Origin of the sequence: Bacillus cereus group sp. BfR-BA-01382, from assembly GCF_022663475.1 — a bacterium.
GTDB lineage: Bacteria > Bacillota > Bacilli > Bacillales > Bacillaceae_G > Bacillus_A > Bacillus_A thuringiensis_S.
Genome location: NZ_JAKUFQ010000121.1, coordinates 1 through 14,706, shown reverse-complemented (window position 1 = coordinate 14,706; position 14,706 = coordinate 1). Strand labels below are relative to the sequence as shown.

The following is a 14,706-nucleotide window of genomic DNA, read 5'->3' as shown; positions in this document are numbered from 1 at the left end:
ACTTATTTCTCTTACATAGTCTTCATGACTTTTCCTAATATTACCTGCACAAAAAGAACATCTCGCTCCTAATGAAATGAAATCATTTGGTCGAATATCATATTCCCTTCCACACATATTATGCTTTACCGTTAGAGGGGTTTTACTATTCTTATACTCTCCTAAAACCTCATACTCATCACCTACTAAATTTTTTATCTCTTCTTTAAATGATTTTGTTGTCTTTTTTATTTTTCCATAACAATTTGGACATCGTTTACTTTTTAAAAATACCCGTGGCTGTACATCCCATTCATAGTCACAAGCATCATGTCTCATACGAATTAATTCACTTGACGTCTTATAAACACCTAATACAGTGTATTCGTTCCCTCTTTTTTCTTTCACTTCTTTCAGAAAATCTTCATGCGTTTTTTGATAACCTCTTGGCATTTTCATCCCCCCTTTCTTATCATGTATCAATAGATACAACTATTTTATATATGCTATGTATTCTATGTTTTTTATCCAAAAGAAAAAACGCACCTGGAAAATATCCAAGTACGTTTTTTGGCTTGTTCTTTGCTTATTTGAATGCACTGTAGAAAACAATGTACCCTGTCTTTCGACATATTTTATAAGGGATTAGACTATATCTTATACCTCAGCTTTACCTGTTTGGCATGTTGGCACTTCGGAGGAAGGGTTTTCACCTTCTTTCTCCTACTCTACTAACTCTATACTGTATATAGGTTTTCGATAGTCGTTACACTTTTTTATTATAAACATATACAAATAATGCATTTATAATAACTTAGCACGGTATTATCAAGCTATCTACATCTCTGTAGACCTTAGAGTCTCTTACGAAGCGTATTCGCCTATGGTCATTTCTCTTTTTGAGAGAAAGGCTTGTAATTGTCATACAAGCAGTCTTAGTTAACTTCTACCGTTAGCATGATTGCATCATCACACACCCTGCATTTACAGGTTCACCAACTGTTTCCTTACGCCATTTCGGACGTAGGGGACTTTTCTTTTCAGATAATCCTACGATGATTGTAACCGCACCTAAACCAGCGGCCGCAATACCACTCCAAATTAAGCCTGTTAACGCTTGAGAACGAGCTTGTGGGTTACCCGCAGATGCACCAAGTTTCATGAATTGGAAAATGAAGAACATAATCATTGAAACTGCACCGATACCAGAGATACCAACGATAAAGTTACGGTATTTTTCGATGAATTTAGTCCAAGCAGAACCACTGTTTCCACCCGAATTAATATCTCCACCTTTAAATTCCAATTTACCGTTTGAATCAATTTCCAGTTTAACGTCGCCGACTTGTCCGTCAGCATGTGCTTGCATCACAGGTAGTCCAAAGCCCATCATCATCACAAGAGTTAAGAAGAAAGCCATAATTCCGTTTTTCACGGAAAGGTGTTTTCTTTCGATAGCTTCTGTCATGGCGATGCACCTCCTACTATTCTGTTTTTAGTCAAAATATTTTTGACTTTTTTTATTTTTTATAGTCAACAGCTTTAATGTTGATTATGTTATATAGTAGTATTTATCTCTCAATTTAATAACTAAAAATGAAGAAAATATGTCGTACCCCCTGTTCTACCCCCTAATAAAGGTTTTAGTAGCTACAAACTCCGTCATATTCTCATTTATAAGCATGTCATATAACAAATCATTCATCTTTTTCGCCACAATTCCCTTCATCCCTCGTGCTCCTAAACCTTTATGTAAAGCTTCTGTAGCAATATATTCAATCGCTTCATCTGTAAAACGCAAATCTTTTTGTTCTTCTTTGAATAGCTTTATATATTCAGGAATAATAGCCCCATTAGGCTTCACTAAGATATCCATTAAGTTTTCTTTCGTTAATGGGTTTAGTGTAAGTATTAGGGGAATACGACCAATGAATTCAGGAATCATTCCAAACTGTATTAAGTCCTCAATCCTTATAGGACTCATTTTAGAATCATCCTTACTTGTCTCTACTGTATCTGCATTCATAAATCCAATCGTTTTTCTATTCTTATTTATTCTTTTATCAACTATCTCTTTTAGTCCATCAAAAGCTCCTCCAAATATAAATAGAATATTAGAAGTGTTAATGGTCACAGTTGTTCGTTTAATAGATTGTCTATTTTGCTCGATTGTAAAGTTTGTACCCTCAATCATTTTTAATAGAGCCTGTTGAACACCTTCTCCTTGCGGGTCTTTTGTACTTGTATTCGATGTACGTTTTGCTATTTTATCAACTTCATCAATAAATACAATGCCCTGTTCAGCAGAAGCAACATCTCCATTTGCTTGTTGTATTAAAGATGATAGAATACTATCTACATCTTTTCCGCTATATCCTGTTTCTGTAATCGTAGTAGCATCTACAATTGTCATAGGAATATTAATGATTTTTGAAATCGTCTCTACTAAATGTGTTTTTCCACAACCACTCTCACCAATTAGTAATATGTTATTTTTAGGAATTCTTGTTTTTACTTTGCTATGAATTCGTTTGTAATGATTATAAATTTCGACTGTCAAAACCTTCTTTGCATCGTCTTGTCCAATTACATCTCTATCCAATTTATTTTTTATTTCATGTGGTCGTAAAGGACGTGAATACATCAGAGATGCTTCTTTTTTATTTGCATTCCCCTTATTATTTTCATCTGTTTTCCCATGAAAATGTTCGTAAGCAATTCGTGAACAATTCTTACAAAGTCCAACACCTTCATGTATAGCAGGTAAGAAATTCTTTTTTTCAAAACCACAAAATGAACATTTTTTCTCCATATACGCATCCCTCCTTGTAAAATGAATTACTTCATTATACGAATATATTTTTACTATAGTAAACAAAATAAATGTTCTATCTCTTTCAATACAACAATTCATGAAAAATAAAAACAGCACATCAAAATGTACTGTTTCGAAATTTCATCATATAATATTTGCGAACCTACTTAATGCATTGATTCTTAAGTGCAGTTCTTGTTCTTTTGGTGTAATAGACTTTAAATTGCTTCTCAATTCCTTTGCGAAAGATAATACTTCCATTTTGTTCATCCTATATATTTGACCTATATCATCCAATAAATAGGTGAAATCCTCTTCTAACACGTTCAGTTCTTTGATTTCAACTAAGACTCGAACAAACATTGTATGTACAACCAGTTCTCTTTCTTGAAGCACAACATCTGTAGAACGAAAATGCTCTTGTAGTACCTGATGTTCAGGATAATGAATCAGCAAATACTCAAGGAAGAATGTCTCAGCTTCTCTACATAAGGAATATGTATATTCATCCGAAATAGCCTTATCTAATGTCTTTACTTCTGCTTCCCACATATGAATATCTTTTGAAGAACTCATTCCCAATAATAATTTCCAAATTAATTCTTTCATTCGCTTGTTTTCTTCTTTGAAAAATAAAGAGTTTTCTTTATGTAATGTATTCATGATAGCATCACTCCCCCTTCTGTATACCTCATTATAGTAAGGGTTAATAGATTTTATCATTTGGTTCTGTCATACTATCAGCCTATGTCTATTCATAATAAAAAGCCATACCACGTTGATATGACCTATACTAATGCATATACGAACTCTGTTTCTTCTGCACTGCACTCTTCTATTCTTACTGATTGAAACATCAACATGTTTTCTCTTACCAAGAATATTAGAAATACATTTCCATACTTTGAAAAGGATGAAAATATAATCGTGTTTAATTCTTCAGCTATATCATGTTGAATGTCCACTCTTCCAAATTCGTGTTTCACTCGTTGTAAATCCATATGGACATTACGAGATTTCACAAATAAAGTTTCTTTAAATGAATCCCATCGTTTTGTCTTGTGAACCAACTCATTTATATGGATAGATTCCCCTTGTAGAGTAACATGCATACTTTTTACCTGATTCTCAATTAGAATTGTCATCATCATTCTCTCCTTTTAAAAGTTATCTTCATAACTCGACTAAACTAATGCATACACCTGTTTATAAAAATCTGTTTTAATTTCATTAAATGTTAATTCATTACTGTTAATCTGATACCAAACTTCAACATGACCATACTTGCTGTAATAGAAAAGTCCTAATTTATCTGCGTTTCTATCAGAATCTGTTATAATTTCAAAGTCCATCGTTTCCCTATGAAGTCGCTGAAATGTTTTAAACAAACGTTTGATTAATACTTGTATATGCTCATAAAAGACACACCAATCATAGCCCTTACAAACAATATCCATCATAGAAAAAGACTTTTTACATACTTCTTTTTTTAGTTGCTGTACCTTTTTCTCAATTAAATAATTACTCATGCCACCTATCTCCTTTTTAATTAAAACGTAAGTTCACCTGTTTATATATTCCATGTATTATAGTTGTTTTTAAGCTGTTTCATAAAAGAGCAAATAAAAAACGCAAGGATTTCTCCTTACGCTTCTACTTTATGATTTGTTCTTTGCTTTGATTTTTTATATGCTTTTGGATTCGATGTTTTAGGGTTTTTTAGCAATCTATCCATTTGCTTCTTTAATGGAGGCACTTCGTTTTTTAAAACGTCCCACACTAAATCTAAATCAATCGCATGATACACATGAATAAGTACATTTCTAAACTTAACCCACGCCCACCAAGAAATATCTTTATGTTTTTGTTGATATTCTTTTGGAATACGATTCATTGCTTCACCAATAATCTCTAAACTTCTGATAACTGCTTTCATTGTCTTCTTATCATTTTTAAATTCCTCAAATGACATACCTTCTACAAATTCCTCTGCATCCTTTGCTTCTGTTAAAATACCTTCAAATATTATCCTGTAATCCTTTAACATATTTAACATCCTTTCTCATATAAGGAAAAATCTCTGGCTTCACGTTCTCTTCCGATACCAAATCTACCTCTTTTAAAAATAGTTCCTCTGCAAATTGTTCTAATCCCATAAAACGCTTAAAAGTCTTTTTACCTTCTTTAAATCGTACAACCATATCTATATCACTATCTTCTCGTGCTTCATTTCTCGCATGAGAACCAAATATTCCAATTGACTCTACCTCAAATTCTTTTAATGTTGAAATATTTTCTTCTAACTTGTTTAGTATCATTTCACTTGTTAACATTTGTTTTTCCACCTAACTATTTTCATTTGTTAACTATAGTTATATCTCAACCAGGTATAAAAAAAAAGAGGCAATAAATCACCTCTTCAAATTTAAGCAACTACAAGAGCAGTAGTAGTTGTATTGCTGTGCATTGCTTCATTAAAAATAACATTTTCTAAGAAAACACCATCTGTATGTTTTTTGCCCCCATCAAAACAGAAAACATATACGCCATTTTCAAATACTCTAAACATTACATCTAATGATGTTGCATCGCCTTTTAATAACTTGTAATTCATTTTATTTAATTCTTTCATTTCTTCACTTAATTCAATCTCTACTACTTCAATTTCATTAAAATCATCGGCCGTATGATTTTGAATTTCCGTAACTTGATTTTGTTTTAAATGAATAGATGTATTAAATTTCGCATCAAAGTTAAATACTGTCAGTGTTCCATTTTCAAAGTTTTTGAATGCAACATCTGAATCATTTGTTTTTACTAATGCATAACCTTCACTTTTTAAAAATGCTTTTCTTTTTAAATTAACAAATTGTGCCTTTACATCATATTTTTCAAATGCATAATAACCAACTGCAACAATTGTAACAAAAACAATATTTACCAACCCAAAAGTCTTAACCATATATAAACCAAATACGCCTAATGCAAGTTTAAAAGCATTCTTTTTTGTAACGAATCTTTTTAATCGACTTGTAATACCAAACTTTTTAATCGCTTTATACATACCATAACCAATTATTCCACCAACTAAAGCACCTTCAATACCTACCCAAGATAATAATCCTAATAAAATTAACGCACCTAAAATTTGTTTTACTTTACGAACCTTTTTGAACATACCTAACATAATAAATAACGCTCCCTTTTAAATTAAATTTTGTCAAACACCTGTTTTATAAAATATCCATATATTCTATGTAATTTATATAGAATTTAGTCATTACTTCGACATTAAAATTCCGTATCATTTGCCATTGTTCTTGCTTCATTTCGATTTCCTGTTTCGTGAATTACATGCCAATCACAAGACATCTTTCTCACACCAGTTTCAATTTCCTCTCGTAGTGAATGTTCTCTCACATTAGAAAGACAAAATAAAAATGGGATTTTCTCGCCAATAACAATACCTTCATATACTCGATATACTAATTTATTCTCAGCCTCTTTATTCATCCTCCTTAACACCCCTTACTCATCATTGTTTTCACACGACTATATAAAAAAATACCAATACCTACCCAAGAAACATATCCAATACTACAAATTACAAATTGTAGAAATTCACTATCTATCATCCGTGCAACATTTGAAATTCTATCGCTAATAATTACATAACTCATTAATAAAAAAATAATTGTTAAACTCCTGTTACGCACTATCCTATCCCCTTTAAAAGTTATTTTTTTAAATACCTGTTTTTTATAATCCCTATATTATAGATAAGCTTCATAGAAAATATTTGTAAAAACACTTTTCATTTCAAAATGAATGATGTATACTTTTCTTTGACAATAGTCAAAATAAATAAAGTTATTATTTATAGTCAAAATAAATATTATATAAAGGTATATATATAAAAGGTATTCAAACTGAATTTATTTTAAGGAGATGTTTTTAATGAAAAAACAAACGAAACATATGTTAAATCGTTGCAAATCTATTTATCTATTCATTCGCAAGGAAGGCAGTGTAACTACAAAAAAATTGCAAGATGAATTTGGAGTATGCCAACGCACGATTCAACGAGACATGTTAGTCCTTCAACATAACGATCTGGTTTCTCACGATAATCGAGGAAATTGGAAAATCACAGATAGAAAAGTAAAAGTTGCCTAATTCATATTTCGCAACTTTTCTTTTTAACATTGTATTTAAAGAGTTTTAGAAAGGACGAAAAATCGTATGGTTCAAGAATTGGAAAAGAAATTGAAAGAAATTTTATTCTGCAAGAAATGTCTAAAAGAAACAATATCCTTATGGAGTCATGAAACTATCGAATATGTAAAAGAAGATAAGCAATTTATGTATTTTGCTATTTCCTCAGAAAACAAACCTTCTGTTTTCTATCGAGTGGATGACGATATGGATACGTTTAAATTAGAAAATGGTGAATGGAAATATATCTCCACCATCTAATTTGCAATAAATAAGAATTTATGGGGAGTTGATTCATTATGGTGATGTTTGTTCTACATATGGATGATACTCCCTTTTTTAACTTTAATATTGATTGTCAACAGTTTAAAAAAGGTGAAGTCATTACAAATGCTCATTTAGATGGTTCATATATAGTCGTCCATTGCGACCCTGCAACCGTCACAGTAAAACCTGGTTCATAAGTGATGTATACAGAAAAACAATATATCTAAAAAGTGAGGAATTATAGATGGAGATTTATAAAGTTGCTGAAGTGGATATGTATGGTTGCGAGACAAAACCACAATTCTTTCAATTATGGAATAACGCTGAAGAAGAGTTCGATAAACGCATGAAAGAATTGCAAGAAAAATTAGATGTTGCAAAATCCGATGATGAATTAATGTATGGTTCACATCCCGTTCATATCAGAACAAAAAAGGATGAGATTCTGAATCACCCTCCTGCTCTAAAAGAAGGGGTAATTAATTATTGGTTTTCTTGTAAGGGTGATTGGGACATGGCTTATATAACAGTTGTCATTGAGCCAATTCAAGTTTCATAACAAAGACATGTATGTAATAGCTTTAAATTCTTTAAATAAGGAGTGACTTATGATGTCAAGGATTCATATAAACGTTACAGAAGGTGATTTCATTTTTGCTGAATGGAAAGATGAAGACTGGAAACGGTTCAAAAAGAAAGTTCATGAACTAAGAGTAAATGGTTATCGAAAAGTAAATGAATTTAATGATTTTCTTAATTCTTATCAAGTTTACAGAAAAGGGAAATCGAAAAAACGAGTTACTGTAACAATGATGCGTGTGTAATATTTAGGTAAATGAAAAGGAGGATTACTAATGAAAGTAATATACGAAGAAGAAGAATTAAAAGTATTAACAATTGACTTCTCTAACTCATCTTTGAAACTCGACAAAGGAGAAGGATATTTTGTATGGGTTCGATTTGATGAGGTCATATGTACAGAGGTTCAATTAACAGAGTAATTTTGGATTTAGATACAAGTAAATGATTTACCGTCATTTGTAGAAAAACAATAAATAATTTAAGAAAGGAAAATTTACTATGAAAAATATTACAAATGGAAAATTCACTTGCACCTGCACAAAATGCGGAAAGGACAATGTAGTAATGCGTATTTCTCATGTTACTACCAGTAAGTATGGTGAACCTGAAACCCTTACGAAATTAAAGTTGTGCTGTACGAATAATGATTGCAAAGCAGAGTGGGAAGAACTTTATTAAGTAGCTTATAGAGGTGAAAATAAATTGTTAGAAAAACATGACATGATTTTAGGTGCAATAGCTTGTGTTTTAATTGTTTTACTTGCTATAGGTTTAGGTATAGATAGTTATAACAGTCCAAAACAAGTATATAAAATTGAGTATATTGATATTAACAATCAAAAACAAATCATATACGCAGATACATATAGGACAGACGATGGTTACATTACCTATAAAGAAGTTAATCATTCAGAATATAAGACAATCAGTGGTCGTATTGAAATAGAACCCTACAAACGTTTGACTTATAAGGAAATGGAAAAACATGAATTCCCCAAAAATAAGTAAATACAATATTTACGATAAAAGAAAATGAAGTGAGGAATTATTTTGAGAGAGAAAAAATTTCGTTATACATTCAAGCATATTGCTACAGATAATATTGAAAGAAAAATATATACGTTAAGTCAATTGGAAACACGGAACGCATCTGAATTATCACCTTGTTTCAACTCTGAATTTGGTTATGAGCTTATAGGAAGAGATGAATTCACAGGGCTTAAAGATAAACTTGGTAATGATATATATGAAGAAGATTTAATTGAACGACATGATGGACAAATAAGACGTGTATACTGGCATGATAAATTTGCTGATTGGGTTGCTACTGATTTTGGAGATTCGTTATATCTATTTGCAGATGAGAGCGAAGTAGTTGGTACTACACGAGGAACAATGAAAATAGCATATATTCTTAACGAAGATGGGACATCAAATGAGAATTTCATCGTTGAATTAAAAGATTATGAAAAGGGAGATATCATCGAAAACTATGGTGAAAAGTTTGAAGTTGTAAGTGATAATACTTCAACAATCAACATCGTTAGAATTAGTGAAGAAGTAAAATAATTTTTAAAATAAATGTATTATTTTAATATTAGATTTAATTAAAGAAAGAGGAATAAAAATGGAAGTAAAAGAAAGAAAAACATTAGTTGTTGGTGATAAATTGATGGCATTGCATGATGAAAAGTTGTTTGACCATGTTACAAAGGACAAAGTATATCCTGTTATGAAGGTAACTGGTACTGGGTTTTACATCGTGAATGATAATGGAGTTGAGTGTTTTCCTATCGGAGTTCGCTTTAAAATTATTACTGAATAAAAATATTCTTTCGAGGTGAGTGAAATGAAAAATTTATTAAACAAAAAACTTCCACTTAACGGATTGACTATGATTACTATATTTTCAATTATTACTTTGGAAATCATATTTTTTGTGAGCTACTTCAAGTTTATAAAATAGACAGTATTTATGTAAAAAAAAGAGCGTCCTAAAAGGATACTCTTTTTTTACTGTTTACATCGCCATATGATTTACTCTTTCTTCCTGCTTCATATGTTTTGGTTTCATTTTATCTACAAGTTTTTTAAGCTTCTTAAAACAAAATAGTTGCAATACGGAAATCACACCACACATTGCTACATATCCCATATCTCCATTTAAGAAGTTATTGAGAGCATGTAATCCTGTATATGGTATTGATAAAAGAATGTTTGTTGGTAATATTTTTGCTATTTTATATTTCAACATTATCTATTCTCCTTTTCCGCTATTATGCTTGCACACTATTTGTTTTATTTTGAGTAGAAATTACCTTGTACTCAATCACCTCCCACATTCGCATTACTGCTTTTGTAATAGTCCATTCAGGGTTTCCTGCATATTTTAGTATTACGTGCTTTCTCACACTTCCTAAAACATCCTTACCTGCTATACACTGAACTACATACAAATTCCTCATTCAATCAATCTCCTTTTTTTAACTAAGTGTTTGAAACTACCTGTTTTATAGTTGTCCATTTATTATATGCACTTACTATTCTTTCAATAAAAAATAAAAGCAGACAAATTAAAATTGTCTACTTTGTAAAAATTATTCATTTATAATCTCATAAAATACTTTTGCCAGTTTTCTTAATGTCATTTCTTTTTCTGTTCGCATATATTGTTTTTGTGTTAATGAAATTGTCTTACTACTTCCTATATCCATCTGTTTATCTGCATCCGTTAGAGAAATCTGCAATTCATAGATAAATTCCCCTTCACGGACATCCATTCTTTTCGTTAAAAACGCCCTGTATTCTGCTACACATTCTTGTTCTTTGTATAGTTCTATTTCAATCATTGTATTATCACTTAGAAACGGTAGCCATTTACACGCTAACATATCCTCATTTTCCATCGTCATAAATACCCATTTATCATCTCTATTATATTTTTTGATTTTCATGGTCGATTCCCCTTTTATATATTTTAAAAAAACAGGAATGTAACAAACATCCCTGTATATGTGTTTTATCAATATGAAAATACTTCATTCTCATCATTAATTTCACAACCGCATTCCCCACATTTTTTACCATCAGAATATTCATTAGTGATACTCTTCTGATAGTCTCCATCTGCAAAGTCCCATTGAATAGTTTCTCCTTGATGCTCAGTGATAGAAGTCATGCCTTTACCACACGCAGGACAAACGTATTTTCCATCTAACTGTTGTGCTAAGTTATTAGACACAGTAAAGAAAAATCCTAATTCATCTTCTCCCATAATTACTTCACAAATACTGGTCCCATTCAAATGAGGATGTGTTTCATCAATCTTACGTCCCTCTTCTTCTTTAAACGTGACAACAATATCCAATACAGTATCATTTTCTGTTTCTTTATCCTTACCATAAAGTACAGCATCTATTGTACCAAATAAACCTTTATAATCCGAATCCTTTAATGCTACAACTTCCATACCTGATTCTACTTGAGGTAATAATGGATATGCTTTTAATTCAACCTTTGTAAATGTGTTTGTCATAACATGACACTCCTTTTTAATTAAGTTTTGTACTACCTGTTTTCTTTACAACTTCTTATTATATGCTCTGTTTATATATGTAATAAAAAAACAGATGAAAATATCCATCCGTTTTTGAAAGTTTTATTTTAAGTCCTTACACAAATACTTCTTCTCTATAACCTTGTCCACATCAATATCTGGATATGGAATGCGGTTAGTGTTCAGAAATCTATCCAAGATACTTTTATGGATTGGGTCAATTCCTGCATCTTCCATTAGCTTTCCGTACTTAGCTTTTATAACAAGCATTTCCTCATAAACTTTCTTATATTTCTCTGGTATGTTACTTCCTTCATGCTCTCTCTCATATCCTCTTCCATTAATACTATAATCTTTTGATACATTTAATGAGCAATGTTTGTCATCATCGTACTTACTTTGTATTGACAATTCCATATCTCCTACATTTGTATTGACATACAGACCATTTCCCCATGTTCCACCAATTCGAATTCGGAATTTTCCTTCTTTAAACTCTGCTCCATGAATACTATTGAAATATTCATATTGTGTCATACCATGGTAGATTTCACGTTCAATGTCTCTTTTGCAATCCTCAATTTTCGAAGCAATATTTCTCTTCTTTTGGTCTAAGATTTGTGCTTCTTTATCAAGCTCCATTAATTCATTTTCAAGATGTTTCTTTTCTAATTTTTTAGCCTCAATAGTGTTCATTTTTCTTTTCTCCTTTAGAATCAATTTTTAAAAATACCTGTTATTTATATAGCTATATATTATATGCTAACACAAATATTACATCACCTGTTTACGAATTTGAATTATATTATTCGAATAAAATAATTAATACTTCAAAAGAATTGCCTGATAAAAATTACATACGAAATAGGATATTTTTTACATTAGAGGAAGAAAAACAAGTCACTAAGGAAACTTGTAAGATGATTGATGCTAAAAACCAAGCCTAATTGAAAAATATAAAATAAATAAGAAAAAAGACTTGTGAATAATTACAAAAAATCGTGTTGATTAAGGAAAGTATTAAACAAGGAAAAATGTCTACAATTCCTTTTATATCAGTGGATTTCATAGATTTTATTTTTACAATGTATGTAATATCGTAAATTTGATGTTCAATATACCTATTAACATATATTAATTTAGATAAAATATTCATATACAATGAGAATGCCTGTTATTGACGGAATATTAAGTCTTGATTAAGCAAATAAAAAAACTTCTATAAGAATAGAAGTTTTAAGTTGCGTAAAATTAGCTAAATTTCTTAACCAATTCCGCTACATATGTTTCTTCATGATTTTGAATTTCAAGCCATCTACGTCTATTTGTCCGAATCATTTCTACCGATTCTTCAGACTTAGCTTTTTCAATTAAACCTAAAAAGTGTTGATTCTTTTTCACAATCATATACTCTTTCTTAATTGATTCAATTAATTCTGCCAATGCTACTAATGAACCTGCTGAACCTTTATTTATAAATCTTTTTATTTCTTCTTTCTGCATTAACGCACAAACAACAAAAGAAGTATGTTCATCTGTTTTTACAATATCCCTAATATGTTGTTCCCATCCTTTCAAAAACTCATTTACCATTGTTTGTTCATTATTCATCATCATTCTCTCCTCAATTATTGAATTTTTTTAAATACCTAATTTATATAAACTATTGTATAATACTTAGATTGCAGAAGAGATATAACATATCTTCCTTCACATCCATAAAAAAATACGGTACAATTTTTTATAAGAATGTAATAGAAAGGAGCTATTTCATTTGTTTGAAACAGACGTCCTAATCAAAAAAGTAATAGATAAGATTTCTAAAACAACATTATTAGAAAAAATGGAAGACAAAAATCTTGGTGATATTGAGGATATCATTTCTTACATATATAAAGAACATTTTGAAAATAAAGATGCAAAAGAAACATTAATTAAGGTAAAGAAAGATTCCGTAAATCGAACAAAGAGAAGATGGACACAAAATGCTATCAAGGATTATGACAAGAAAGTAAATCGAAAAAACAAAAAGGAACTTCTGGGTGAGTTCGAGCTACTAAACGATTATTATGAGAAGAATGGTAAAGAGCTTTTCTTAAAACAATTCAATAATCATCCAAATCCCGAATCTGTCATTGAAGAACGCAAACAACTTTTACTGGTATGGAGTGAATCTGATGAGAAATCACTTTCCAGCTACCCTTATCTTCATCAAAAAACAAAGAAACAAGTGGAAACAGCTATTTTTACAGATATTACAATGATTGTAGGAATGACATTATTAGAGGAAGAACGGAATTCTTATTCTACCAATATTGTCGTAGAAAGCCCCTTCTCTGCTATTGAGTATCCCATTTTTGGTAATGTAAGAGGTAAGGTAAAAGTAAATGACCATAAAGAAAAAAATACAAATGAATCTGATTTTTATGCTGATGAATACAGCCTATCAGATGGAAATAAATTCGATATTCTTATCAGTAAAGACTATGTTGATGAGTTAAATCATAACGTAAAAGATTTAGACCCTTTCGACTACAAGTTATTCTTAGAAGTGATGAGTCATAGGGATGAAACTTTTACTACACAACGTACAATCATTGTTACAATTGGTGATTTAGTGAAGAAGCTATATACATCTGACGGGAAAAAGAACTACACCGCAGTTTCAGAACGATTGCTCAAGATGGGTAATTTTAGATTTACAAACATGAAAGATGATGGCGAGGTTAACTTAGTTGGTGTGTTTTCAGATGTTAAACTAACGCCTATATCAAACGGTAACGTGGTTGCAAGAATTGTAGTTGCGGATAGTATGTACCAGAACTATATACAACGCCAAACTGTTTTGGTATATAAACAAAAAGTTGATGAATTAAAAGTTGATTTAGCCCATCATCTGGTTTTTGTACTTCAAAAAGAACGAATGATATGCTATCAAACAAGTGGTTCATATAAAATCTCAAGAGATTTAATATATTTTGCAGGAAGTATCCGATTCAAGAAGAGAAGTAAGCCTGAAAATATAAAAGAAATTGAAAAAGCATTTGACGAAATTATAGAGAAACAAATCATTGTAAAAGCATATAGAAGGATTCGTGACACGTTCCATATCGAATTCTATCCAGTGGAAGAACAGGAAGCCAAAGACTTATTAGAAACAAATTACAAAGACATTCCGATGGGATTAAACACACCGTTATAGGTTATAGGGTGTGTTTTTTATTTATTTGTATTTTTTGCTCTGCTAATGTGTATTTTTGCTCCTAACTCCCGTACCAATACGTATTTTTGC

The 14,706-nt window shown here is 30.7% G+C and carries 26 protein-coding genes and 1 pseudogene; 10 read left to right on the top strand and 17 right to left on the bottom strand.

Going from position 1 to position 14,706, the window contains the following annotated elements:
* The 11 genes and pseudogenes from MR160_RS29345 to MR160_RS29295 form a co-directional block, all read right to left on the bottom strand.
* A pseudogene (locus MR160_RS29345) lies at nt 1–432 on the bottom strand (hypothetical protein); the annotation flags it as partial.
* A 499-nt stretch (nt 433–931) separates the two neighbouring features.
* Entirely contained in the window at nt 932–1,447 is a 516-nt protein-coding gene (locus MR160_RS29340; protein ID WP_242298855.1) for a pilin, read from the bottom strand.
* 156 nt (nt 1,448–1,603) lie between these two features.
* Nucleotides 1,604–2,791 (bottom strand): ATP-dependent Clp protease ATP-binding subunit ClpX, encoded by a 1,188-nt coding sequence (gene clpX / locus MR160_RS29335; RefSeq protein WP_242298854.1) that lies wholly within the window; start codon nt 2,789–2,791, stop codon nt 1,604–1,606.
* Between the two features lie 147 nt (nt 2,792–2,938).
* Nucleotides 2,939–3,457: a hypothetical protein gene (locus tag MR160_RS29330; RefSeq protein ID WP_242298853.1), complete on the bottom strand. Its 519-nt coding sequence runs from the start codon at nt 3,455–3,457 to the stop codon at nt 2,939–2,941.
* A gap of 125 nt (nt 3,458–3,582) precedes the next feature.
* Nucleotides 3,583–3,939 (bottom strand): hypothetical protein, encoded by a 357-nt coding sequence (locus tag MR160_RS29325; RefSeq protein WP_242298852.1) that lies wholly within the window; start codon nt 3,937–3,939, stop codon nt 3,583–3,585.
* 39 nt (nt 3,940–3,978) lie between these two features.
* Nucleotides 3,979–4,323 (bottom strand): hypothetical protein, encoded by a 345-nt coding sequence (locus MR160_RS29320; protein ID WP_242298851.1) that lies wholly within the window; start codon nt 4,321–4,323, stop codon nt 3,979–3,981.
* 116 nt (nt 4,324–4,439) lie between these two features.
* A complete protein-coding gene (locus tag MR160_RS29315; protein ID WP_242298850.1) occupies nt 4,440–4,841 on the bottom strand; it encodes a HepT-like ribonuclease domain-containing protein in 402 nt (133 codons plus the stop codon).
* Nucleotides 4,813–5,127: a nucleotidyltransferase family protein gene (locus MR160_RS29310; RefSeq protein WP_242298849.1), complete on the bottom strand. Its 315-nt coding sequence runs from the start codon at nt 5,125–5,127 to the stop codon at nt 4,813–4,815. Before MR160_RS29310 ends, MR160_RS29315 begins: the two co-directional genes overlap by 29 nt.
* Before the next feature lie 92 nt (nt 5,128–5,219).
* Nucleotides 5,220–5,981, bottom strand: coding sequence for a hypothetical protein (locus MR160_RS29305; protein ID WP_242298848.1), 762 nt, complete (start codon nt 5,979–5,981; stop codon nt 5,220–5,222).
* A gap of 104 nt (nt 5,982–6,085) precedes the next feature.
* Complete coding sequence (locus MR160_RS29300) at nt 6,086–6,307, bottom strand: hypothetical protein (protein ID WP_242298847.1); 222 nt, start codon at nt 6,305–6,307, stop codon at nt 6,086–6,088.
* A 5-nt stretch (nt 6,308–6,312) separates the two neighbouring features.
* Nucleotides 6,313–6,510, bottom strand: coding sequence for a hypothetical protein (locus MR160_RS29295; RefSeq protein WP_098297225.1), 198 nt, complete (start codon nt 6,508–6,510; stop codon nt 6,313–6,315).
* Nucleotides 6,511–6,751: 241 nt separating this feature from the next.
* Here MR160_RS29295 and MR160_RS29290 point away from each other — a divergent pair, with 241 nt between their 5' ends.
* From MR160_RS29290 to MR160_RS29250, 9 genes are all read left to right on the top strand, one after another.
* Nucleotides 6,752–6,970, top strand: coding sequence for a DeoR family transcriptional regulator (locus tag MR160_RS29290; RefSeq protein WP_242298846.1), 219 nt, complete (start codon nt 6,752–6,754; stop codon nt 6,968–6,970).
* Between the two features lie 66 nt (nt 6,971–7,036).
* Entirely contained in the window at nt 7,037–7,270 is a 234-nt protein-coding gene (locus MR160_RS29285; protein ID WP_242298845.1) for a hypothetical protein, read from the top strand.
* Nucleotides 7,271–7,308: 38 nt separating this feature from the next.
* Nucleotides 7,309–7,473, top strand: a complete 165-nt coding sequence (locus MR160_RS29280) for a hypothetical protein (RefSeq protein WP_242298844.1) — start codon at nt 7,309–7,311, stop codon at nt 7,471–7,473.
* A 47-nt stretch (nt 7,474–7,520) separates the two neighbouring features.
* On the top strand, nt 7,521–7,835 hold the full coding sequence (locus MR160_RS29275; protein ID WP_242298843.1) for a hypothetical protein: 315 nt from the start codon (nt 7,521–7,523) through the stop codon (nt 7,833–7,835).
* Nucleotides 7,836–7,887: 52 nt separating this feature from the next.
* A complete protein-coding gene (locus tag MR160_RS29270) occupies nt 7,888–8,100 on the top strand; it encodes a hypothetical protein (protein WP_242298842.1) in 213 nt (70 codons plus the stop codon).
* Nucleotides 8,101–8,130: 30 nt separating this feature from the next.
* Nucleotides 8,131–8,277 (top strand): hypothetical protein, encoded by a 147-nt coding sequence (locus MR160_RS29265; RefSeq protein ID WP_000864872.1) that lies wholly within the window; start codon nt 8,131–8,133, stop codon nt 8,275–8,277.
* Between the two features lie 283 nt (nt 8,278–8,560).
* The gene (locus MR160_RS29260; protein ID WP_242298841.1) at nt 8,561–8,866 is read left to right on the top strand and encodes a hypothetical protein; all 306 of its coding nucleotides are present in this window, start codon (nt 8,561–8,563) and stop codon (nt 8,864–8,866) included.
* Nucleotides 8,867–8,908: 42 nt separating this feature from the next.
* Nucleotides 8,909–9,427, top strand: a complete 519-nt coding sequence (locus MR160_RS29255; RefSeq protein WP_086877569.1) for a YopX family protein — start codon at nt 8,909–8,911, stop codon at nt 9,425–9,427.
* A 58-nt stretch (nt 9,428–9,485) separates the two neighbouring features.
* Nucleotides 9,486–9,683 carry a hypothetical protein gene (locus tag MR160_RS29250; RefSeq protein ID WP_000453185.1) on the top strand — a complete coding sequence of 66 codons (198 nt, stop codon included), beginning with the start codon at nt 9,486–9,488 and terminating at the stop codon, nt 9,681–9,683.
* Between the two features lie 195 nt (nt 9,684–9,878).
* Here MR160_RS29250 and MR160_RS29245 read toward each other — a convergent pair whose 3' ends face one another.
* The 6 genes from MR160_RS29245 to MR160_RS29220 form a co-directional block, all read right to left on the bottom strand.
* On the bottom strand, nt 9,879–10,112 hold the full coding sequence (locus MR160_RS29245; protein ID WP_086877571.1) for a hypothetical protein: 234 nt from the start codon (nt 10,110–10,112) through the stop codon (nt 9,879–9,881).
* A gap of 22 nt (nt 10,113–10,134) precedes the next feature.
* Complete coding sequence (locus MR160_RS29240; RefSeq protein WP_086877573.1) at nt 10,135–10,323, bottom strand: hypothetical protein; 189 nt, start codon at nt 10,321–10,323, stop codon at nt 10,135–10,137.
* Between the two features lie 132 nt (nt 10,324–10,455).
* Nucleotides 10,456–10,812 carry a hypothetical protein gene (locus MR160_RS29235; RefSeq protein ID WP_242298840.1) on the bottom strand — a complete coding sequence of 119 codons (357 nt, stop codon included), beginning with the start codon at nt 10,810–10,812 and terminating at the stop codon, nt 10,456–10,458.
* A 68-nt stretch (nt 10,813–10,880) separates the two neighbouring features.
* Entirely contained in the window at nt 10,881–11,393 is a 513-nt protein-coding gene (locus MR160_RS29230; RefSeq protein ID WP_242298839.1) for a hypothetical protein, read from the bottom strand.
* Nucleotides 11,394–11,516: 123 nt separating this feature from the next.
* A complete protein-coding gene (locus MR160_RS29225) occupies nt 11,517–12,110 on the bottom strand; it encodes a hypothetical protein (protein WP_242298838.1) in 594 nt (197 codons plus the stop codon).
* Nucleotides 12,111–12,665: 555 nt separating this feature from the next.
* Nucleotides 12,666–13,025 carry a hypothetical protein gene (locus MR160_RS29220; RefSeq protein WP_242298837.1) on the bottom strand — a complete coding sequence of 120 codons (360 nt, stop codon included), beginning with the start codon at nt 13,023–13,025 and terminating at the stop codon, nt 12,666–12,668.
* Between the two features lie 163 nt (nt 13,026–13,188).
* On the opposite strand from MR160_RS29220, the gene MR160_RS29215 reads away from it, so the two are divergent.
* On the top strand, nt 13,189–14,616 hold the full coding sequence (locus MR160_RS29215) for a hypothetical protein (protein ID WP_061662749.1): 1,428 nt from the start codon (nt 13,189–13,191) through the stop codon (nt 14,614–14,616).
* Nucleotides 14,617–14,706 lie beyond the last annotated feature (90 nt).

Coding starts and splice junctions, on each gene's coding strand:
- MR160_RS29340 (WP_242298855.1), bottom strand. CDS start 1,447: ATGACAGAAGCTATCGAAAGAAAACACCTTTCCGTGAAAAACGGAATT.
- clpX (WP_242298854.1), bottom strand. CDS start 2,791: ATGGAGAAAAAATGTTCATTTTGTGGTTTTGAAAAAAAGAATTTCTTA.
- MR160_RS29330 (WP_242298853.1), bottom strand. CDS start 3,457: ATGAATACATTACATAAAGAAAACTCTTTATTTTTCAAAGAAGAAAAC.
- MR160_RS29325 (WP_242298852.1), bottom strand. CDS start 3,939: ATGACAATTCTAATTGAGAATCAGGTAAAAAGTATGCATGTTACTCTA.
- MR160_RS29320 (WP_242298851.1), bottom strand. CDS start 4,323: ATGAGTAATTATTTAATTGAGAAAAAGGTACAGCAACTAAAAAAAGAA.
- MR160_RS29315 (WP_242298850.1), bottom strand. CDS start 4,841: ATGTTAAAGGATTACAGGATAATATTTGAAGGTATTTTAACAGAAGCA.
- MR160_RS29310 (WP_242298849.1), bottom strand. CDS start 5,127: ATGTTAACAAGTGAAATGATACTAAACAAGTTAGAAGAAAATATTTCA.
- MR160_RS29305 (WP_242298848.1), bottom strand. CDS start 5,981: ATGTTAGGTATGTTCAAAAAGGTTCGTAAAGTAAAACAAATTTTAGGT.
- MR160_RS29300 (WP_242298847.1), bottom strand. CDS start 6,307: ATGAATAAAGAGGCTGAGAATAAATTAGTATATCGAGTATATGAAGGT.
- MR160_RS29290 (WP_242298846.1), top strand. CDS start 6,752: ATGAAAAAACAAACGAAACATATGTTAAATCGTTGCAAATCTATTTAT.
- MR160_RS29285 (WP_242298845.1), top strand. CDS start 7,037: ATGGTTCAAGAATTGGAAAAGAAATTGAAAGAAATTTTATTCTGCAAG.
- MR160_RS29280 (WP_242298844.1), top strand. CDS start 7,309: ATGGTGATGTTTGTTCTACATATGGATGATACTCCCTTTTTTAACTTT.
- MR160_RS29275 (WP_242298843.1), top strand. CDS start 7,521: ATGGAGATTTATAAAGTTGCTGAAGTGGATATGTATGGTTGCGAGACA.
- MR160_RS29270 (WP_242298842.1), top strand. CDS start 7,888: ATGTCAAGGATTCATATAAACGTTACAGAAGGTGATTTCATTTTTGCT.
- MR160_RS29265 (WP_000864872.1), top strand. CDS start 8,131: ATGAAAGTAATATACGAAGAAGAAGAATTAAAAGTATTAACAATTGAC.
- MR160_RS29250 (WP_000453185.1), top strand. CDS start 9,486: ATGGAAGTAAAAGAAAGAAAAACATTAGTTGTTGGTGATAAATTGATG.
- MR160_RS29245 (WP_086877571.1), bottom strand. CDS start 10,112: ATGTTGAAATATAAAATAGCAAAAATATTACCAACAAACATTCTTTTA.
- MR160_RS29240 (WP_086877573.1), bottom strand. CDS start 10,323: ATGAGGAATTTGTATGTAGTTCAGTGTATAGCAGGTAAGGATGTTTTA.
- MR160_RS29235 (WP_242298840.1), bottom strand. CDS start 10,812: ATGAAAATCAAAAAATATAATAGAGATGATAAATGGGTATTTATGACG.
- MR160_RS29230 (WP_242298839.1), bottom strand. CDS start 11,393: ATGACAAACACATTTACAAAGGTTGAATTAAAAGCATATCCATTATTA.
- MR160_RS29225 (WP_242298838.1), bottom strand. CDS start 12,110: ATGAACACTATTGAGGCTAAAAAATTAGAAAAGAAACATCTTGAAAAT.
- MR160_RS29220 (WP_242298837.1), bottom strand. CDS start 13,025: ATGAATAATGAACAAACAATGGTAAATGAGTTTTTGAAAGGATGGGAA.